Consider the following 19,113-nt stretch of genomic DNA (forward strand, 5'->3'; position numbering starts at 1 on the left):
ATTTTTATTTTTTGAATAAAAAATGCCAGCGATTTCGCTGGCATTTTAATGTAATGGGCTTATTTTTGCTGTGCTTTTGAATCTAAGCTTGTATCTTTAATTTCAACATAAGCATTAGCACGCAGCTCACGCATCCAACTGTCTACTTCGGTATCAAACAAACGTTCACCTAAAATTTGGCGAGCCATACGCTCTTGAACTTCTTTGGTCATATCTTGTTGGCGAGTATCAGTCACTTGTAAAATGTGCCAACCAAACTGACTTTGGAAAGGCTTACTGATTTGCCCAACCGGTGTTTCTTTCATGACTTGTTCAAACTCAGGCACCATAACACCAGGACTTACCCATCCTAAACTGCCACCATCACGTGCTGAACCTGTGTCATTTGAATAGGTTGCAGCTAAAGTTGCAAAATCTTCGCCTGCCTTCGCACGGTTATAAAGACTATCAATCATTTGTTTCGCACGATCTAAGCTGACAACTTCAGATGGTTGAATCAAAATATGTCGAGTTTTATATTGTGATACCAGTGCTTTTTGATCATTTTGTTTGCGTTCTAAAAGTTTTAAAACATGAATGCCATCGCGGACATTGATCAGTTCTGTGGTCTGACCAGTTTGTAATGGTGTTATGCGTGCTGCAAGTTCAGTAGGAATGTCTGATAGTGCTCTGAATCCCATATCAGCACCATCAACCTTGATTGCACTGGTTGCAAGCTTGGCACTAATCGCTTTAGGATCATCACTAGTTGCAAGTGCTTGTTTGACTTCTTGTGCAACTTTTTTAACTTCTTCGTTATTTTCACCAGAGATACGCATGTGAATCACATGGACTTGTGTGCCAAGTGCAGCTTGGCCTTCTGGTGAATTTAAAAAGTTTTCAACATCATGATCACTGATTTTAATACGAGACATGACTTGTTGTTGGCGTAAACGACCAATTGCTAAATCTTCAGCAATCCTATTTCGTAAATTTTCATAAGTATCTGGTGCAATGGTATCCAATTTTTGTTGGAATGCTTCTAGTGTATTAGCACCTGATTGATTTGCAATTTTTAAGACCGCAGCATTTAAACTTTTTTCATCAGCTTTAATGCCAAAACGTTTGACCTGTTCTAATTGGGCCTGACGGATAATGAGCTGATCAAGCACTTGCATTTGTAAATACTGTTGGGGTGGCACAGTTTTATTTTGTGCTTTTAACTGATGTTCTGTTTCTGCAATCCCTTGTTCTAAATCACTTTTAAGAATGACACTACTATCAACTATTGCAACAACCTCATCCGTAGGTTGCGCAAAGCTTTGTATTGAAGAAGAAATAAGTGTAGCGAGAACAGTCGCTTTAAAGATATGTTGGAAAGATTTTATCTTCATTAACGTTGTGTCCAAGATTGATTAATTTTGTTGAAACCTAAAACTCTATTTTCAAGAAGAGAGGCAAGCTTATTGTTGAGTGCACCTAAACCTTTAAGTGTTACCTCAGCCATAACAGTACGTTTTCTATGAACATCTGGTGAGTTTGGATCATCTAAATCATTGTAGTAAGATCTGCCATAAACTGAAATTGCCCAACAGCAGGATTCATAATTCACACCAAGTAAGTATTCTCGCATTAAACTATTATCTAAGTCATATTGAGCGTGACCCATAATACGCCAATTATCTTTTATTGGTTGTATAAACGATGCAACAGCTTGGTCGTATGAACTTTGACGATCTGGAATATTGCTACGATAGAAATAACCTATATTGTATAAGTTGCCTTTTTCTCCAGCATAGTAGGCTTGGAAGTCACGTTGAGCATTGTCGCCATTTGACATCCATGCAGAATTTGCAGCGATGGTAAAGTTTTGATTGAGTTGACTTGAAACACTTACAATTGGACCCGTACGGCGCTGTGTATCGAACTCATCTGGTTGTTGATTTAATGTTACACGTCGGTCACTAAAATAATAGCTTTGCCCAATACTTGCTTTAATACGTTCTAAGCCCTCTGTATCTAGTAGGCTATAAGTTACACCCAGAGACAAGAAGTTATTGTCATCTAAGCGGTCGTGTCCATAGAATCGATAAGGGTTGAAAAGTTGATCGTAATTAATTGATGCAGTGGTGGAATCAAAGTTAGGATGATCATCTTGTTTTTTATAAGGAGAATAGGCATAAAACGCACGAGGGGAAATACTCTGCAAATATTTACCTTCTTTTTCGAAAGTAATGCCTGTTGCAAAACTAAATTGAGGTACGGTAACAGATTTTTCTAAATCATCCGATATAGAAAGACCGCGACCTTCTTTAGAGTCTTGATCATAAAAAGTATTAATGCTTCTAACAGATATTTCTGGAATAGCATAAAACCAAGATGGGGTCAGATAGTTATAGCGAACGGCAAATTGGTTATAAATACGTGTACCACTTGACTCTAAGGCAGAGCCATCAGTGATTGATTTCTTAAAATAAGCAGTGTCATTATTAAACTCATATTGAAAGCCTTGAGGATTCCCGCCTACATAATTTAATAAAAACTGTGGAAGTCGTGCATAAGGCTTATCTGCATCTTTGATACTTTGATCTAGCGTTTGAAAGTCTTCAACCTTTAATTGAGCTTTAAGTCCAGGAATACCATTGCGATAATTAAGTTCCCATGCGCGACGTAAGTTAAGATCTGTTCGCGTGTTTGGGTTGTTGTTGAAGTCTGCGAAGTAATCTTTATCGGAGGCGTAGTTGTACTCTAAGTTGGTTGACCATTGGTTATTGATTTTCCAATCATGAAGAAAATGCAAATCACTTCGATCTTTATCTTCGTAATGGTTGTCGTTTGGTAAATATCCACCCCAAATACGTCCAGAACCAAAATTTTCAGTCATATAACGGAATTCGGCATCTAATTTTGCGCCGCGTTTGCTCATATAACTTGGTGTGAGTGTAAGATCATAATTTGGTGCAAGGTTAAGGTATACGGGTGCCGTCAGTTGGACGCCACCTTCGTTACTATAACCAAAATTTGGACTTAATAAACCAGTGGTACGACGGTCATCAATTGGAAAATTAAAATATGGCACAGCTAAAACAGGCACGTCTTTTACATACAGTTTTGTTCCGCGAGTCACGCCGCGACCAGTTGCTTGGTCAAGTTCAATTTGTTTAGCTTGGATTTTCCAAGCTGGTTTTTGTTCAGGAGGGCAAGCGGTATAACTTGCATCTTTTAAAACAACTAGATTTTCATTCTGTCGTTTAATCTGGCTTGCATGTCCGTGGGCATGTTGCTGTTCAGAAATATAAAAACTATTGTTCAAATCACCTGTTTGAGTTTTTAAATTATAATTTATTGCGTCACTTTGAGTGAGTAGACCTGATTGAGCAAGCTGTACTCGACCTTGAGCAGAGGCGTGCGTCTGGGTTGAATCAATCGTAACTTGATCTGCACGAATTGTGCGACCTTCTTGATCAATCACGACATTGCCTTGTAAAACAGAATCGCCAGTTGGGTTGTAATGCCCATAATCAGCTGTAATCACAGAAGTCGCTGTATTGGAATTGCTTGCCTTTGTTTCGGGATTAATTGGTGTGACCCATGTTCCCTGACAAAAAGAAGAGCTTAAATAACGATTGTCTCGTAATTGTGCTTCTGGTGCAGATTTGTCGACATAATATTGCTGAAAAAATTTTTCACCAGGATAACTGTCTTGATCTTGGTTTTTTTGGATAGTGGCTTTCAGCTGTTTATTGTCAAGCGTAGAGACAGCATCAGCTGGAGCTGCGAAACCTGATTGGATCGAGCCGCCACACAAGAGTGTCAAAATAGCTGTTGCTAAAGGATTAAATTTAAACTGATGTTTCATTGTCTCATTAACCAGTACGCTAATTCACAATTAATTATTGTCGCATCATAGAGAAAAAGTTGATAAGTGGCTACACTTAAGCTTTCAAAATCTCAGCTAGTTTTAGATTTTATTGCAAATGAATACACAACGCGAACAATTGATACAAACTTGGCTTCAAGCTACTCTCCAAACCGATCAATTTGAGATCAATTTTTTGGCTGGAGATGCGAGCTTTCGTCGCTATGCTCGAATTAAGTTACAAAACAAAACATATATGCTCATGGATGCGCCACCTGAAAAAGAAGATTGCGTCCCATTTGTAGAGATTGATGAGTTCTTTGATCAAAATGGTGTGCGTGTACCGCATATTGTTGCCAAAGATTTATCACTCGGTTTGTTGTTGTTGGAAGACTTTGGTGATGTCGTACTTTCAACGTTACTAACAGATGAAACTGTTGACCAATACTATGCACAAAGCTTTGAGCAGTTGATTGAATTACAACAAATCGACGGTTTTGAACAACTGCCTGCATATTCTTATGAAAAATTAATGACAGAGATGCGTTTGCTAACCGAATGGATGTTGCCTTCATTAGATATTCATCCTACAGAGCAACAGTTAGAAACGATTGAACAAGCTTTTGACTTTTTAGCTGTTGAGGCGACACATCAGCCGCAAGTCATTGTGCATCGTGATTTTCATAGTCGTAACTTGATGAAAATAGAAAACGAGCAAGCATTAGGAGTGATCGACTTCCAAGATGCCGTCATTGGTGCAGATACCTATGATCTGATCTCAATTACACGTGATGCTTATGTACAGTGGAATGCTGAGCGTGTCTACGAATGGTTTGAGGTGTTCTATAACTTATTACCAGCTGTAGCGAAAGAAAACCGTAGTTTCGAGCAATTCAAGCGAGATGCAGATTTGATGGCAATTCAACGCCATCTCAAAATTCTAGGTATCTTTGTTCGTCTGTTTGAGCGTGATGGCAAATCGGGCTATTTAAAAGATTTACCACGTGTGATGTGGTACTTACTTGAAGAAAGTCAAGCTTACGATGAGTTGAATGACTTTATGCAGTTTATCCGTGAAGTGGTCATGCCTAAATTTACTGCAAAATATGGCGATTATGAGGTTGCAGCATAATGAAAGCGATGATTCTTGCTGCAGGGCTAGGGAATCGCATGCGTCCTCTAACCTTACATACACCTAAACCTTTGCTTGAAGTGGGTGGAAAGCCACTGATTGTTTGGCATATTGAAAAGTTGCAAAAGATTGGTGTTACAGAGATTGTCATCAATACCGCTTGGTTGGGTGAGAAACTGGCAACTACTTTAGGGGATGGCTCTCAATTCGGCGTGACGATTTTATGGTCGCATGAAGGTGAAGGGCTTGAAACTGCAGGTGGTATTATCAATGCTTTACCATTACTGGGTGATGAGCCCTTTATTTTGGTGAATGGTGATGTTTGGACCACGATGGATTTTTCGTCATTGTTAAATGTCCATTTGGGAGATAAGCAAGCACACTTAGTGTTGGTTGAAAATCCACCTCAGCACCAGAAAGGTGATTTTATCTTGTCTAATAATTTGGCCCATACTTTTGAGCAAGAACAAATAGGTGAAGCCTTAACTTATAGTGGTGTTGCAGTATTATCCCCGCAAATGTTTAGTGGTTTGGAAAATGGTAAAAGACCTCTAGCGCCATTGTTAAAGCAAGCGATGCAACAACAACAAGTGTCAGCTGAAAAATTACAAGGGATTTGGGTGGATGTTGGTACACCTGAACGTTTGGAGCAGCTAGATCAACAAATTAAGCAAAATAAGTTTTCGTAATAGGTTATTTCTTATTTATCTTAAATTTGTCTAAGGAAAGACAAAAAACTGAATAGATTGTGCAGTTTATCATGTTTGAAAATGTTTAACTGCATAATCGTTCAACAAGTCCTACTGTGCCTTGCATCAGAAATCGGTATACTGCACGGCAAGTTTATCGAGATGTCGCACTGTTATGCATCCTTTTTTTCAAGAATTAAAGCAAGGTAGTCAGGCTTTAGGTTTAAACCTAAGTGAGGAAGCGCTAACACTCTTATTGAAATATCAAGATGCTCTCGTGCTATGGAATAAAGCATATAACCTGACAGCGATTCGTGACCCGAAAGAAATGCTGGTTAAACATTTATTAGATAGCTTAAGTATTTTAAATGATTTGCCACAAGGACGTTTATTAGATGTTGGCACGGGTGGTGGAATGCCCGGTATGATCATTGCATTATGCCAACCAGAACGTTCGTGTGTATTGTTAGATTCAAATGGAAAAAAAATTCGTTTTCTTAAGCAATTTATTGCCGATTTAAAATTGAATAATGTTGTTGCAGTTCAAACACGTGTAGAAAATGAAGACACGATTGGTGAACTTGGTCAGTTTGATGTCATTACAAGTCGAGCATTTGCTTCATTAACTGATTTTGTAGATGCGGCGCAACCTTATATGCATGAGCAGAGTATTATTGCGGCAATGAAGGGCTTGATTCCAGTTGATGAAATGGAACAGATGAAAGACCAGTATTCATGCAAAGTAATAGAGCTGCGTGTACCACGATTAGATGAACAACGTCATTTACTTTTACTTCAACGAATTCAATAAAAAATATTAAGGGTAATCATGGCTCAAATTATTGCGATTGCAAACCAAAAAGGTGGCGTGGGAAAAACCACAACAGCCGTTAATCTTGCTGCTTCTTTGGCGATTTTGAAGAAACGTGTCTTATTGGTTGATATGGATTCTCAAGGTAATGCCACTATGGGATCTGGTGTTCAAAAGAATGATTTACTTTACTCGATTACAGATGTGTTGTTGGGTGAGGTGCCAATTGAAACGGCGATTCAAAAAGCTGAAGTTGGTTATAAAGTTCTAGGTGCAAACCGAGAGCTTGCGGGTGTGGAACTTGCAATTGCCGAGCAAGAAGGGCGAGAGTTTATTCTCAAAAATGCGTTACAAGAAGTAGATTCAGCATTTGATTATATTATTGTAGATTGTGCACCAAGCCTGAGTTTGATTACTGTGAATGCTTTGGCTGCGGTCAATGGTGTAATTATTCCAATGCAGTGTGAGTATTATGCTTTGGAAGGTTTGGCAGATTTGACACAAACAATTGATCGTATACAAAAAGCCCTGAATCCAAACTTGGAAATTGTCGGGGTGTTACGTACGATGTATGATGCTCGTAATGCTTTAACTCGTGATGTATCTGCTGAGTTAGAGCAATATTTTGGTAAAAAACTATACGAAACGGTGATCCCTCGGAATATTCGCTTGGCTGAAGCGCCAGCACATGGCTTACCAGTGATTTATTTTGAAAAAAGCTCAAAAGGTGCAGTTGCGTATTTGAATTTAGCTGCAGAAATGTTGAAGAAAAGTAAAGTGAAAAAAGGAAGTGCTGTATGAGCATCAAAAAACGCGGATTGGCTAAAGGTCGTGGTTTAGATGCACTATTGGGTTCAATTCAAAAAGAAAAATTGCAACTTGAAGCACAGGCTTTGGATCATGGTCAACTCAAGCAAATTGATGTCAATTTACTGAAACGTGGTGAATATCAGCCACGCCGTTTTATTCAGGAACAAGATTTACAAGAACTTGCTTCATCAATTGAGAAGCATGGCGTAATGCAACCGATTGTGATTCGTCCAGTGGACGATGAACAACACCCTTATGAAATTATTGCGGGTGAGCGTCGCTGGCGTGCTGCCCAATTAGCAGGTTTGGCTGAAATTCCGGCAATTGTACGTGACTTAAATGACCAAGTCGCAATCGCATTGGCGTTAATTGAAAACATTCAGCGACAAGATCTCAATCCAATTGATCAGGCCGTGGCTTTGCAGCGTTTCCATGATGAATTTGGTTTAAGTCATCAAGAAATTGCGGATACAGTAGGTAAGGCTCGTACTACGGTGAGTAATTTATTGCGGTTATTAAGTTTGGCTGATCCAATTAAAGACTTAATGCAAAAAGGTCAATTGGATATGGGGCATGCTCGTGCCATTCTGACCCTAAAAGCAAAAGAGCAAATGGATGTTGCTAAAATCGTAATTGAAAAAGCGTTGTCAGTGCGTCAGACTGAACAGTTAGTACGTGAGTGGAGTGAACCAAAGCCTGAAAAGGAAAAGGTACAGGTTTCTCCTGATATTGAACAATTGACTCAGAAACTATCGGAACGTTTTGGAGCAAATGTAAAAATTGACCATAACCAAAAAGGTAAAGGAAAAATGGTCATTCATTATCACTCATTGGATGAGTTGGATGGAATTTTAAATATTTGTTTACCTAACTAATATTTAAGGTGCGTCCTTTTATATTTTAAATATTATTGGGGAATAATATGTGGGAACTTGTAAAAGCGGGTGGTTGGTTAATGCTACCGCTTATTCTCTCATCAATTTTTACGGTTGCTATTACAATTGAGCGATATATTCGCTTAAGACGGTCACAAGTTTTACCTCAAGCATTACTGGTTCAAGGCTCAAATGTGGACAATGTTATTTCACATTTAGAGCAAGATGACGTTGTAAAAAGTCCGTTAGGTCGTATTTTAAAAGCTGGTTATGATCATCAAGATCAAGGTGAGCAGTTTGCGCGCGCACAAATGGAAGCAACAGCTTCCCAAGAAATTAGCTATCTAGAAAAAAATATTAACTTTTTAGGTACATTGAGCGCGATTGCACCCTTGCTTGGTTTGTTAGGAACGGTATTGGGTATTATTGAATCGTTTTTAGTGATTGATATCGGTTCTGCTGGAAATGCAAGTATGATGATGCCTGGTATCTCTAAAGCATTGATTACCACGGCTGTAGGTATGCTGATAGCGATTCCAGCAATGATTGCTTATCGTTATTTTCAACGTGTAGTACATGAGTATATTGCTGAGTTAGAACAACAATCAACATTATTCCATGCTGCACTTTTCTACAAAAAAGCACCTCATGTGCAAGAACATCGCCGTGCAAGCTGAGCATAGGTGACATTATGAAATTTAAACGTTCTCAAGTCGAAGATATTCATATCAATTTGACACCAATGATTGACTGTATGTTATTTATTTTGGTGTTTTTATTACTTTCTACGACTTTTAGTCAGCAAAGCCGTATAAATCTTACTTTACCAGATGCTCAAGGTGTCCCACCTAAACAATTCGATCACAAAATTGAAATCATGGTAGACTCCACGGGACATTATTCTGTGAATGGTCAAGCATTATCAACAAAAGATAGTGCAGATTTGAGTACTGCGATTAAACAAGCTGCACAGGATCGTCGTGATTTTATGTTTATTATTGCAGCTGATGCAAAAGCAAAACATGAAGATGTGATTCGTGTAATGGATGTGGCAGGTCAACTTGGCTTTGTTAACGTAAATATTAGCACCAAAGTTCCAACTAGAGGTTTTACTGAGTGAGTCAGGATTTTAAGGTTTATGTACGCCTATTAGGTTATTTAAAATCTTATTGGGGTGTTGCCTTATTTGTATTACTTGGTTTCGGAATCAATGCGGCGACAGAAGTCTCCGTTGCCAAGTTGCTCAAGTATATTATTGATGCGATTCAAAATGGTAGCCGTGAAAATCTTGATTGGTTTCCTGCATTAATTGTCTTGCTAATGTTCTTCCGTGGTCTTGGTTTGTTCTTGGGTGGATATTTTTCAGCGGTTATTTCACGTAGTTTAGTTTTTAGTATCCGTCAGGAAGTCTATGCTAAATTACTACGATTACCTGCGCAATATTATCTGGATAATAGTGCAGGTCATATCAGCGCAAAGTTGATGTATAACGTCGAGCAGTTAACTGCGGCTTCATCTGAATCTTTACAGACCTTGGTTAAAGATGGTTTGATTGTTGTTGGTTTATTGAGTTATTTACTCTATACCAACTGGCGATTAACTCTATGTATCGTGGTTTTTATGCCATTTATTGGGATATTGGTCAGAATCGCATCTAAGAAAATGCGTAAGTTGTCAATTCAAGTGCAAAACACGATGGGCGATGTAAACCATGTGGTACAAGAAACGATTAATGGAAACTCGGTAGTTAAGAGTTTTACGGGTGAGGTTTTTGAACAGCAACGTTTTTATAAATCTTCCGAGGAAAATCTTCGTCGTGGCTTAAAAATGGTTGTGGTGCAAAATATTAATAGCCCGATCATTCAGCTTTTATTATCAATGGCAATGGCTATCATTCTTTGGCTTGCGTTACGTCCACAGGTTTTCGGCGATACCTCCGCGGGTGAGTTTATTTCATTCATTACAGCTGCTGGCTTAATTTCTAAACCTGTAAAGAACTTAACAGATATTAATGAAAAACTTCAGCGTGGTTTGGCTGCAGCACATTCGGTATTTGAACTGCTTGACATGCCAGAAGAAGAAAATAATGGTCAGCTTAAGCCAGTTTTGAAAGGCAATATTAAATTTGATCATGCTAATCTGCGTTATACCGATGGTACGCATGCAATTAAGGACTTTTGTCTAGATATTAAAGCAGGTCAGACCATTGCTTTGGTTGGTCGATCTGGTGCAGGGAAAACCTCATTAGTAAATATGCTGCCGCGTTTTCAAGAATTAAGTGAAGGGCAAATTTATTTTGATGATATTCCTGTACAAGAAATAGAACTTTCTTATCTCCGCTCACAAATTGCGACAGTCAATCAACAGGTTGTGCTATTCAATCGTTCAGTGCGTGACAATATTGCTTATGGTCAGCTTCAAGATTCAAGTGATGAACAGGTAGTTGCGGCTGCCAAAGCTGCTTTTGCGCATGACTTTATTATGAATTTGCCACAGGGTTACGACACAATACTTGGTGCGCAAGGTTTGAACCTTTCAGGCGGTCAGCGTCAGCGTATTGCGATTGCCAGAGCAATCTTAAAAGATTCTCCGATCCTAATTTTAGATGAAGCAACCAGTGCGCTTGATAATGAGTCTGAATACTTCATCCAACAAGCTTTTGATGAAGCGATGCAAGGTCGTACGACCATAGTTATTGCGCACCGTTTATCTACAGTTGAAAATGCAGATCTTATTGTGGTAATGGACAAAGGACAAATTATCGAGCGGGGTACACATACTGAGTTGCTAGATAAACATGGCGTGTATTATCAATTGCATCAACGTAATTTTGAGGAAAATTAATAATGTCTATTGCGCAACACGTACAAGATGCTTGGAATAAAAAAGCGTCGTGGTTGATCGTGTTGCGTCCTTTATCATTATTGTATCGCTTAATTTTTGAAATAAATAAAACCTTATATGCGGTTGGTCTTAAGAAAAAATACACAGCTCCAATTCCTGTGATGATTATTGGTAATATCACGGTTGGAGGAAGTGGGAAAACACCTTTATTAATTCAGCTCGTAAAATATTTACAGCAACAAGGTGTTCGGGTTGGTGTAATTAGTCGAGGGTATGGTGGCAAAGGCCCTTTTCCAGTTTTGGTGGATGCTTTGTCTGAACCAGATTTTGCTGGTGATGAGCCGTGCCTAATCGTTCAATCTACTCATGTACCCATGGCGGTTGGGCCAAATCGTCAAGCATCAATTGAATTATTATTGAAATCTGAAAAACTCGATTTAATTATTAGCGATGATGGTTTGCAGCATTGGGCATTAGCACGTCAAATTGAATGGATTGTTCTAGATCAAAATCGTGGTTTGGGGAATGAAAAGTTGCTGCCTGAAGGGTATCTACGTGAGCCTAAATCACGCTTAAATAGAAGTACGGTCATTGAACATACTAAAATTGCTCAATCACAAAGGAATATGCATTTAGCGATTGGTCAGCCATATCTTTTAAATTTAAATACAGATTTAAATGTATTTGATCCAAACAAGTATTTTAATGTGGTTGTTGGTATTGGCTTCCCACAAAGATTTTATCAAACTCTAAATCAATTGAATGTGAAGCAATATCAAACACATGAGTTTGCTGATCATTATGATTATCAGATCGATGATCTCACCTTTAATAATCAAGATGCAATTATTACCACAGAAAAAGATGCGGTAAAGTTTAAGGTTCTATTGAAACAATACCCAGAATTTAATATTCCGATTTGGGTTGTGCCTGTTGAAGCGGTTTTATCTGCAGATTGTTATGATTTATTGAAACAACAATTGCAACAAGTTGGTATCCAATTTTCTTAGAGTTCTAACATGAAACATATTGTCATTCCTGCTCGTTTTGCGAGTTCGCGTTTACCTGCAAAACCACTTTTGCTTATTCATGGTCGCCCAATGATTTTACGTGTAGTAGATCAAGCGAAGAAAGTTGCAGGTTTTGATGATTTATGTGTTGCGACTGATGACGATCGTATTGCTGAAGTGTGTCGTTCGGAAGGAATTGATGTGGTTTTAACCAGCACTGATCATCCGTCAGGCACAGATCGCTTGAGTGAAGTTGCACGTCTAAAAGGTTGGGCAGAAAATGATATTATTGTCAATGTACAGGGTGATGAACCATTACTTCCTGCTCAATTGGTTCAACAAGTTACTCAGCTTTTAGTTGATCAACCGCATTGCTCAATGTCTACTTTATGCGAGCCTATTCACGCATTAGATGAATTCCAGCGTGACAGTATCGTCAAAGTCGTGATGAGTAATCGTAAAGAAGCATTATATTTTAGTCGAGCAACTATTCCTTATGATCGTGATGGTGCAAAATTACAGCAGCCAAAGTTGCATGATCGTGCTTTTCGTCATCTGGGTTTATATGCATATCGTGTGAAATTGTTGCAAGAATATGTGTCATGGGAACAAGGCGATCTTGAAAAATTAGAAAGTCTTGAACAATTACGCGTATTAGAAAATGGTCATCGTATTGCGATCGATATTGCTGAAGCCAATCTGCCTCCGGGTGTAGATACACAAGCTGATCTAGAGCGTTTAAATGCGCTACCAGTAAGTTTATTTGAATAATTATGATGAGTATGCAGTCAACAACCGTTTATCCTTGGCACAAGCAGACATGGGCGTTGTTGACAACGCGTTTTCCCGATATAGGTCATGGTTTACTTTTTTATGGTAAACATGGTTGCGCGAAACATCAATTTACTGAGCGGTTTGTGGCATGGGTCTTATGTTTAAACAAACAAGCCGAACAAGCTTGTGGTGAATGTACAAGTTGTCTTTGGTTGAAGTCTAATACACACCCTCGATATGTCCATATCACCACAGATGAAGAAAATAAAAAGCAAAATGCCAAGATAAAAATCGAAAAGATTCGTGATTTATTGCCATTTGTTCAGCAGACTGGTGATGGATGGCGAGTCGTTGTGATTGAGCCAGCAGAGGCTTTGAATATGGCATCCGCAAATGCATTGCTAAAGACTTTAGAGGAACCTGGAGAAAGGGTTATTCTGATTCTATTGGCTGATCATTATTTGAAATTACCAGCAACGATTCGAAGCCGTTTGCAGCATTTCGCTTTAGACCGTCTAGATACCCAAGATGCACAAAACTTTATTCAGCAGCAAATACCGAATATTTCAGCTGAACACATTGATTTGTTGCTTAATCTCGCAAATGGCATGCCATTGACTGCCGTTGAAATTAATCAGAGTGACTGGTTGCATAAAAGAGATCTATTCTTGAAAGATTGGTTTAAGTTGGTCGCAGAAAAGAATATGCCTTTAAGTTATTCAAGCAAGTGGTCGAAAGAGTTGAGTTTCTCTGAATTTATGACAATGTTTGAATATTTATTAGCTGATTTAGTCGCTATAAAATTAAATCAATCTTTGAGAAATAAAGACTTAGATTTAACACAGCTTGCACAGCTTTATGACTTGGAAAGCTTATTTCAAATTTATTCTGACCTGCAACAGAAAAAATTGATGGTTGAGCAAAATGTACAAACACAATTGGTACTAGATCAGTTGTTTATTCAATTGATGCATGTGGTTTAGATAGGGTATTAAAATCTTTTATGTTGATTGAATGCTTGATTTTGTAATATCCGAAAAGCATTTGCTTTCGTTATGGTGATCACTTCTGAAATCGTGATTCATCCAACGCTATATTTGTTTAAATAAAAACCATTTTTGTTTGTTTTCGAACAGTTTTCCTCAAACATTATTTGTTGTTTGTCGGATTGTTTCCTATAATCAAAAGAGCAGTAATTATAGTTTTTTAAATTGACGGTAGAAAATATTGAATTTGAGAGGCATGTAAATATGCTTAAAAATTTATTAATGCTATGAAAATATAGATATTTCAAGTTATTTGTATTTGACAGGGGAATGTTATGCAACCACAAATGATGGGCGGAATTATACAGGTCAATATTCCTGATAAAGCAACTTTGCAATCGAGTTATATGCCTTTTGTGCAAGGTGGCGGTCTATTTGTTTCCACGAAACAAGCTGTAAAAATGGGACAGGAAGTTTTTGTTTTAGCGACTTTACCAGAGCAGTCACAAAAAATTCCACTAACGGGTAAGGTGATTTGGATTTCGCATAAACAAACACATTTTAAACCACAAGGTTTTGCAATTCAGCTTGCCGGTGAAAAAGGTGTGTATTACAAAAATGAAGCTGAGAAATTATTGGCTGGTTCAAAAGCGATGGATCGCCCAAGTTTTACAATGTAAGTGATAGGAAATAAGCGTGTTTGTTGATACCCATTGTCATTTAACGATGTTAGATCTGAGTCCCTATAATGGTGATCTAGATCAGGCGCTTGAGCAAGCTCGTCTTGCAGGTGTTTCAAAATTTATGGGGATTTCAGTTGATCTTGACGATCATATTAAATTAGCTGAAATAGCTTCTCGCCATAATGATGTGGGTTATTCTGTAGGTGTTCATCCATGCGAGGATGATCATATTATGGCGCGGGCAACAACAGACTACCTTGTAGAGTTAGCACAGTCTGATAAGGTATGGGCATTAGGGGAAACAGGTTTAGATTATTATCACAGTACAGATTTTATTGCAGAACAGAAACGATGTTTTGCCCGTCATATTCATGCATCAAAAATTGTAAAAAAACCTGTGGTTGTGCATACACGGTCGGCTAAACACGATACCGTCGATATTATAAAAGCAGAGCAGTCCACACATGGTATTTTGCATTGTTTCACCGAAGATTGGGAAACAGCTAAGGCTGTTTTAGATTGTGGTTACTATATTTCTTTTTCTGGTATTGTTTCATTCAAAAATGCACAAGAATTACGTGATGTTGCGAAGCAAGTGCCGCTTGATCGGTTATTAATTGAAACGGATAGCCCATATTTAGCACCTATGCCTTATCGGGGTAAAACCAATGAGCCTAAATATGTACCTTATGTCGCAAAAGCATTGGGTGATGTATATCAAAAGTCAGTTGAAGAAATTGGTATGATTACCACGCAGAATTTTGAGAATCTTCTTCATTTGAAGTAAACGGTTTTGTTGTATTAGGAAAGAGAGTTATCACGTGAAAATGGATCGCCAAGCTCAGTTTAGAGCACGAGAAGCCTTAATTTTTCAGATCGCTGAACAACTCCTATTAGAAAATGGTGAAGCAGGCATGACTTTGGACGCTTTAGCGGCGGAATTAGATCTTGCTAAAGGCACATTGTATAAGCACTTTCAGAGCAAAGATGAATTGTATATGTTGCTGATTATTCGTAATGAACGAATGCTGCTTGAAATGATTCAGGATACAGAGAAAGCTTTCCCTGAGCATTTAGCTTTTTTCATGCTACATCATTTACATCATCCAGAACGTACTGCTTTATTTCATCAAATTGAAGAACGCCTCTCTACGACGGGTCAAGGTATTCAGTTATTATTTAGTGAGTTGTATAAAGTTCGTCGTCAACGTCTGCGTATTATTATTAGAATGACAGAAAGTTATTTACTGGATATTCATAGCACGATGACAACGCGTGATTATTTGGCTTCGATTTGGTCTCTGACTTATGGTGCAGCAGTTATTCTAAATTCGAGCTTTTATCAGCGTTATTTAGGTTCACGTGATAGCTTACGTGTGGCTTATATTGATCAAGCTTTAGGTTTGCCAAAACAAATTGAATATTTAGTGAATGGCTGATAAATAAAATGAAATCACCACATAGATTACAACAAGGTTTTACCCTCATTGAGATCATGGTGGTGATTGTAATCATGACCATTATGACATCTTTGGTTGTTCTGAATATTGGTGGTGTAGATCAACGTCGAGCGATGCAAGCCAGAGAAATGTTTATACTTGATTTAAAAAAGATTAATAAAGAATCAACGGATCAAGCTAAAGTTTTTGCCTTAAATACTCAAAATGCGACTGACGTTGCATCATTTCGCTATAATTTGTTTGAATATCATGATCAGAGCCATGAGCAAATTCAGCAAGCTGATCGGACTTGGCAGCCATATAAAGAGTTTAAACTTCGAGAGCTACCGACTAGCGTGTCTTTTAGTATTCAAACTTTAAATGCTGAAGAATATCGAAAAGCGAGAAATGAGGATTTATTAGGTGGTAAAGCACCGCAACTCATATGGTTTGGCAATGGTGAAGTTAAGCCTGTCCGTATTCAATTTTATTATGAACAGCAGCCAATTGGACATGAGTTTGAAATAGATCATTTGGGTAAAATAAATGAAGAAGATTAAAGCATTTACCCTATTGGAAGTGATGGTTGCATTAGCAATATTTGCTGTCGCTGCAATTGCATTAACAAAAATTGCCATGCAATATACACAATCTACATCGAGTGCGATTTTGCGAACTAAAGCACAGTTCGTTGCAATGAATGAGGTTGCAATGATGGAAATGAATCAAGAATGGTTAGATGGAACGCAATCGAAACAGGTGACTTCTCAAGGTGAGACTTGGCAGATTGATAAAAAAGCACAGGCTACAATTAGTCCAAAAATACAACGTATCGAATTACAAGTAAGTTTATTTAATACTGAGCAAGGTAAAGTTGAAGCGGGCATCACCAATATGGTGTTTTTTAATTATCCAGCAAAAGCTAAAACATGATGAAAATTAAAAAGGGTTTTACCCTTGTTGAATTGCTGGTTGCAATTGCTATTTTTGCCGTACTTTCAATGCTTGGTTGGAAAGTTTTTGATTATTTATTAAAAGTCAAAGATCGTAATGCAGAACATGAAACACATTTATTTGCGCTACAAGATGCCTATCAGCAGATTCTAAGAGATAGTCTCCAAATTATTCCATTAACGGCAAATGATGGTCGACAATTACAGGCCGCTTTGGTGCTAAATGATCGTGGTTTTATGTTTAGCAAAGCAGGAGTGTCCGATCCGTTGAAACAAGGTTTGTCACCTTATGAGCGCATTGAATATCGCTACGATTCAACGCAGAAAAAAGTTTATCGACTCAAATATTCAAATCTAAATATTCCAAATCGAGTACAACCCATCTCAAGTACCTTATTGGAAAATGTAGATCAATTTAAAGTAATCGTGATGAATCCACAGGAACTGACACAATGGCCTGAAAATATTGGTGATCCTAATAATATTAATGAGTTAAAAAAATTACCATTGGGCTTAAAAATACAGCTTAGTGTTGCAGGTACGGATTACGAGTGGATTTTTAGTCTACTGTATGCAAATCAATTGTTGGGAAATAACTCACCACCATGAAAAACTATTCATCTCAGCGTGGCGTAGCTTTATTAACGATTTTAGTCATGGTTGCTTTAGCAACGATTTTGGCTGCAACAATTGCAAAACGACAAACCAATACTGCTGAAAATACGGGCTATTTGATGCGTCAGGATCAATCGTTATTGTATGCAAAAAGTGCAGAAGCTTTTTTTTCAGAGTTACTCATTCAAGATAGCGATAACGGTAGTAGCATTGACCATTTACAGGAAAACTGGGCAAAACCGATGCCACCATTTCCTGTTGAAGATGGTTCTGTCTCAGGAAAACTACTAGATGAGTCAGGAAAGTTTAATCTAAATAATTTGGTTAAGGCTGATGGCAATCAAGTTGATGATTCTGCACGACGTTGGTTTGAAAAGTTATTGCAACGCGTAGGTCTACCTGCTGAACTCAGTCAAGCTGTGATCGATTGGCAAGACACAAATGATGAAGTAACTGGCGCAATGGGTGCGGAGAGTAGCTATTACCAAGGACTAGATCCTGCATATTTAACGCCGAATACCAAGTTTCATAGTATAGAAGAATTAAAACTTGTACGAGGTTTTGAAGGCAAAAACTACGATTTGATCAAACCTTATGTTACGGCATTACCTGAACAGACTAAGGTGAATATGAATACAGCACCTGCATTGCTATTAGCCAGTATTGATCCTAAAGTAGATGTCAAAGCTATTGAACAACAATTGAAAGTCAAGGAAACTGAGTTAACACATTTTAATAATGTAGATGATTTATGGAAATTAAGTGCTTTTTCTGGGATAGATGAACAGAGTAAAACGGATGCTGCATCTTTATTAGATAGTAAGTCAAATTATTTTACGGCTCAAATTGAAGTGGTCCTAAGTGAGCGTAAGCGCCAATTTACGAGCTTAATGATGAGAAAAGATAAACAAGTGATTGTGTATTCAAGAAGTCTTGCACCATTCTAGTCTTTGTATAGATTGGATTATTGAATAGTCACAAGGCTTAAAATCAATCCCACCGATGGTTTTTTTGCTTTATAATAAAATTTGTTTGCAGATATAGATCAGCTTGGTGCATGTTAATTCGTAAATTATTTAAGTTTGAAAATGCTCATATTGTACGTAATTGTACATCAGATCGCTGTAAGCGTTCGATTCACGGGCATAGTTATAAGGTTGAATTACTGTTAAAAGCCTCAAGATTAGATCATGGGCAAATGGTCTATGATTTTGGTTTATTAAAAGGTGTGATTAAAGAGCTTTTTGACAGTTTTGATCACGCAATTTGTTATTGGCAAAAAGATGATCCTGAATATATTCAAGCGTGTAAAACTTTTAGTGCACGTTGGGTTGCCTTGCCAGTTTCACCATCGGCTGAACAGTTTTCAAGGATTTTCTTTTATCTAGCGCAACAGGTGCTCGCTTCAACCACAACACAGAATGGTGAGGGTGATGTCGAGGTCTATTCAGTGATCGTGCATGAAACTGATACAGGTTACGCTCAAAGTTTTTTAGAAGATATTGAAAATGAGCAAATGGGTTTACTTAGCCTAGACCAAATTATTTTTTCAGAGCAAGTACAAATTGAGTGGAGCGATCCTCAAATGTATGAAAATCTGAAAAATGGAATTAAATTCCAAAATCCAAATGTAGAGTTACAAGTTAACATTTAA

The 19,113-nt window shown here is 37.9% G+C and carries 21 protein-coding genes; 19 read left to right on the plus strand and 2 right to left on the minus strand.

The window, feature by feature from the left end; translation table 11 throughout:
* Positions 1–59: 59 nt before the first annotated feature.
* Both O1449_RS06875 and O1449_RS06880 read right to left on the minus strand, forming a co-directional pair.
* Positions 60–1,373, minus strand: coding sequence for a peptidylprolyl isomerase (locus O1449_RS06875; RefSeq protein ID WP_269239537.1), 1,314 nt, complete (start codon positions 1,371–1,373; stop codon positions 60–62).
* Positions 1,373–3,838: an LPS-assembly protein LptD gene (locus tag O1449_RS06880; protein WP_269239538.1), complete on the minus strand. Its 2,466-nt coding sequence runs from the start codon at positions 3,836–3,838 to the stop codon at positions 1,373–1,375. The genes O1449_RS06875 and O1449_RS06880 overlap by 1 nt, the downstream gene beginning before the upstream one ends.
* Before the next feature lie 118 nt (positions 3,839–3,956).
* Between O1449_RS06880 and O1449_RS06885 the strand changes: the two genes are divergently transcribed.
* The 19 genes from O1449_RS06885 (at position 3,957) to O1449_RS06975 (ending at position 19,113) form a co-directional block, all read left to right on the plus strand.
* A complete protein-coding gene (locus O1449_RS06885; protein ID WP_269239539.1) occupies positions 3,957–4,970 on the plus strand; it encodes an aminoglycoside phosphotransferase family protein in 1,014 nt (337 codons plus the stop codon).
* The gene (gene murU / locus O1449_RS06890; RefSeq protein ID WP_269239540.1) at positions 4,970–5,659 is read left to right on the plus strand and encodes an N-acetylmuramate alpha-1-phosphate uridylyltransferase MurU; all 690 of its coding nucleotides are present in this window, start codon (positions 4,970–4,972) and stop codon (positions 5,657–5,659) included. Before O1449_RS06885 ends, murU begins: the two co-directional genes overlap by 1 nt.
* A 175-nt stretch (positions 5,660–5,834) precedes the next feature.
* Positions 5,835–6,470, plus strand: coding sequence for a 16S rRNA (guanine(527)-N(7))-methyltransferase RsmG (gene rsmG / locus O1449_RS06895; RefSeq protein ID WP_269228105.1), 636 nt, complete (start codon positions 5,835–5,837; stop codon positions 6,468–6,470).
* 18 nt (positions 6,471–6,488) lie between these two features.
* Complete coding sequence (locus tag O1449_RS06900) at positions 6,489–7,271, plus strand: ParA family protein (protein ID WP_005216479.1); 783 nt, start codon at positions 6,489–6,491, stop codon at positions 7,269–7,271.
* Complete coding sequence (locus O1449_RS06905; protein WP_269239541.1) at positions 7,268–8,155, plus strand: ParB/RepB/Spo0J family partition protein; 888 nt, start codon at positions 7,268–7,270, stop codon at positions 8,153–8,155. Before O1449_RS06900 ends, O1449_RS06905 begins: the two co-directional genes overlap by 4 nt.
* A gap of 47 nt (positions 8,156–8,202) precedes the next feature.
* On the plus strand, positions 8,203–8,832 hold the full coding sequence (locus O1449_RS06910; protein ID WP_050039989.1) for a MotA/TolQ/ExbB proton channel family protein: 630 nt from the start codon (positions 8,203–8,205) through the stop codon (positions 8,830–8,832).
* Positions 8,833–8,846: 14 nt separating this feature from the next.
* The gene (locus O1449_RS06915) at positions 8,847–9,275 is read left to right on the plus strand and encodes an ExbD/TolR family protein (RefSeq protein WP_005159883.1); all 429 of its coding nucleotides are present in this window, start codon (positions 8,847–8,849) and stop codon (positions 9,273–9,275) included.
* A complete protein-coding gene (msbA, locus tag O1449_RS06920) occupies positions 9,272–10,999 on the plus strand; it encodes a lipid A export permease/ATP-binding protein MsbA (protein ID WP_269239542.1) in 1,728 nt (575 codons plus the stop codon). Before O1449_RS06915 ends, msbA begins: the two co-directional genes overlap by 4 nt.
* Positions 11,000–11,001: 2 nt before the next feature.
* Positions 11,002–12,009, plus strand: a complete 1,008-nt coding sequence (gene lpxK / locus O1449_RS06925) for a tetraacyldisaccharide 4'-kinase (RefSeq protein ID WP_269239543.1) — start codon at positions 11,002–11,004, stop codon at positions 12,007–12,009.
* A gap of 9 nt (positions 12,010–12,018) precedes the next feature.
* Complete coding sequence (gene kdsB, locus O1449_RS06930) at positions 12,019–12,780, plus strand: 3-deoxy-manno-octulosonate cytidylyltransferase (RefSeq protein WP_269239544.1); 762 nt, start codon at positions 12,019–12,021, stop codon at positions 12,778–12,780.
* Positions 12,781–12,782: 2 nt separating this feature from the next.
* The gene (locus O1449_RS06935; RefSeq protein WP_269239545.1) at positions 12,783–13,766 is read left to right on the plus strand and encodes a DNA polymerase III subunit delta'; all 984 of its coding nucleotides are present in this window, start codon (positions 12,783–12,785) and stop codon (positions 13,764–13,766) included.
* Between the two features lie 338 nt (positions 13,767–14,104).
* Complete coding sequence (locus tag O1449_RS06940) at positions 14,105–14,449, plus strand: PilZ domain-containing protein (RefSeq protein WP_004662384.1); 345 nt, start codon at positions 14,105–14,107, stop codon at positions 14,447–14,449.
* Positions 14,450–14,465: 16 nt separating this feature from the next.
* Positions 14,466–15,239, plus strand: coding sequence for a TatD family hydrolase (locus O1449_RS06945; protein WP_269239546.1), 774 nt, complete (start codon positions 14,466–14,468; stop codon positions 15,237–15,239).
* 40 nt (positions 15,240–15,279) lie between these two features.
* A complete protein-coding gene (locus O1449_RS06950) occupies positions 15,280–15,891 on the plus strand; it encodes a TetR/AcrR family transcriptional regulator (RefSeq protein WP_269239677.1) in 612 nt (203 codons plus the stop codon).
* 8 nt (positions 15,892–15,899) lie between these two features.
* A complete protein-coding gene (locus tag O1449_RS06955) occupies positions 15,900–16,451 on the plus strand; it encodes a prepilin-type N-terminal cleavage/methylation domain-containing protein (protein WP_269239547.1) in 552 nt (183 codons plus the stop codon).
* On the plus strand, positions 16,438–16,824 hold the full coding sequence (gspI, locus tag O1449_RS06960; protein ID WP_004662377.1) for a type II secretion system minor pseudopilin GspI: 387 nt from the start codon (positions 16,438–16,440) through the stop codon (positions 16,822–16,824). Before O1449_RS06955 ends, gspI begins: the two co-directional genes overlap by 14 nt.
* Positions 16,824–17,453 carry a type II secretion system minor pseudopilin GspJ gene (gene gspJ, locus O1449_RS06965; protein WP_269239678.1) on the plus strand — a complete coding sequence of 210 codons (630 nt, stop codon included), beginning with the start codon at positions 16,824–16,826 and terminating at the stop codon, positions 17,451–17,453. Before gspI ends, gspJ begins: the two co-directional genes overlap by 1 nt.
* On the plus strand, positions 17,450–18,406 hold the full coding sequence (gene gspK, locus O1449_RS06970) for a type II secretion system minor pseudopilin GspK (protein ID WP_046738845.1): 957 nt from the start codon (positions 17,450–17,452) through the stop codon (positions 18,404–18,406). Before gspJ ends, gspK begins: the two co-directional genes overlap by 4 nt.
* A gap of 110 nt (positions 18,407–18,516) precedes the next feature.
* Positions 18,517–19,113, plus strand: a complete 597-nt coding sequence (locus O1449_RS06975; RefSeq protein ID WP_046738846.1) for a 6-pyruvoyl trahydropterin synthase family protein — start codon at positions 18,517–18,519, stop codon at positions 19,111–19,113.

Source organism: Acinetobacter sp. TR3 (assembly GCF_027105055.1).
In the GTDB taxonomy this organism is placed as follows: Bacteria; Pseudomonadota; Gammaproteobacteria; order Pseudomonadales; family Moraxellaceae; genus Acinetobacter.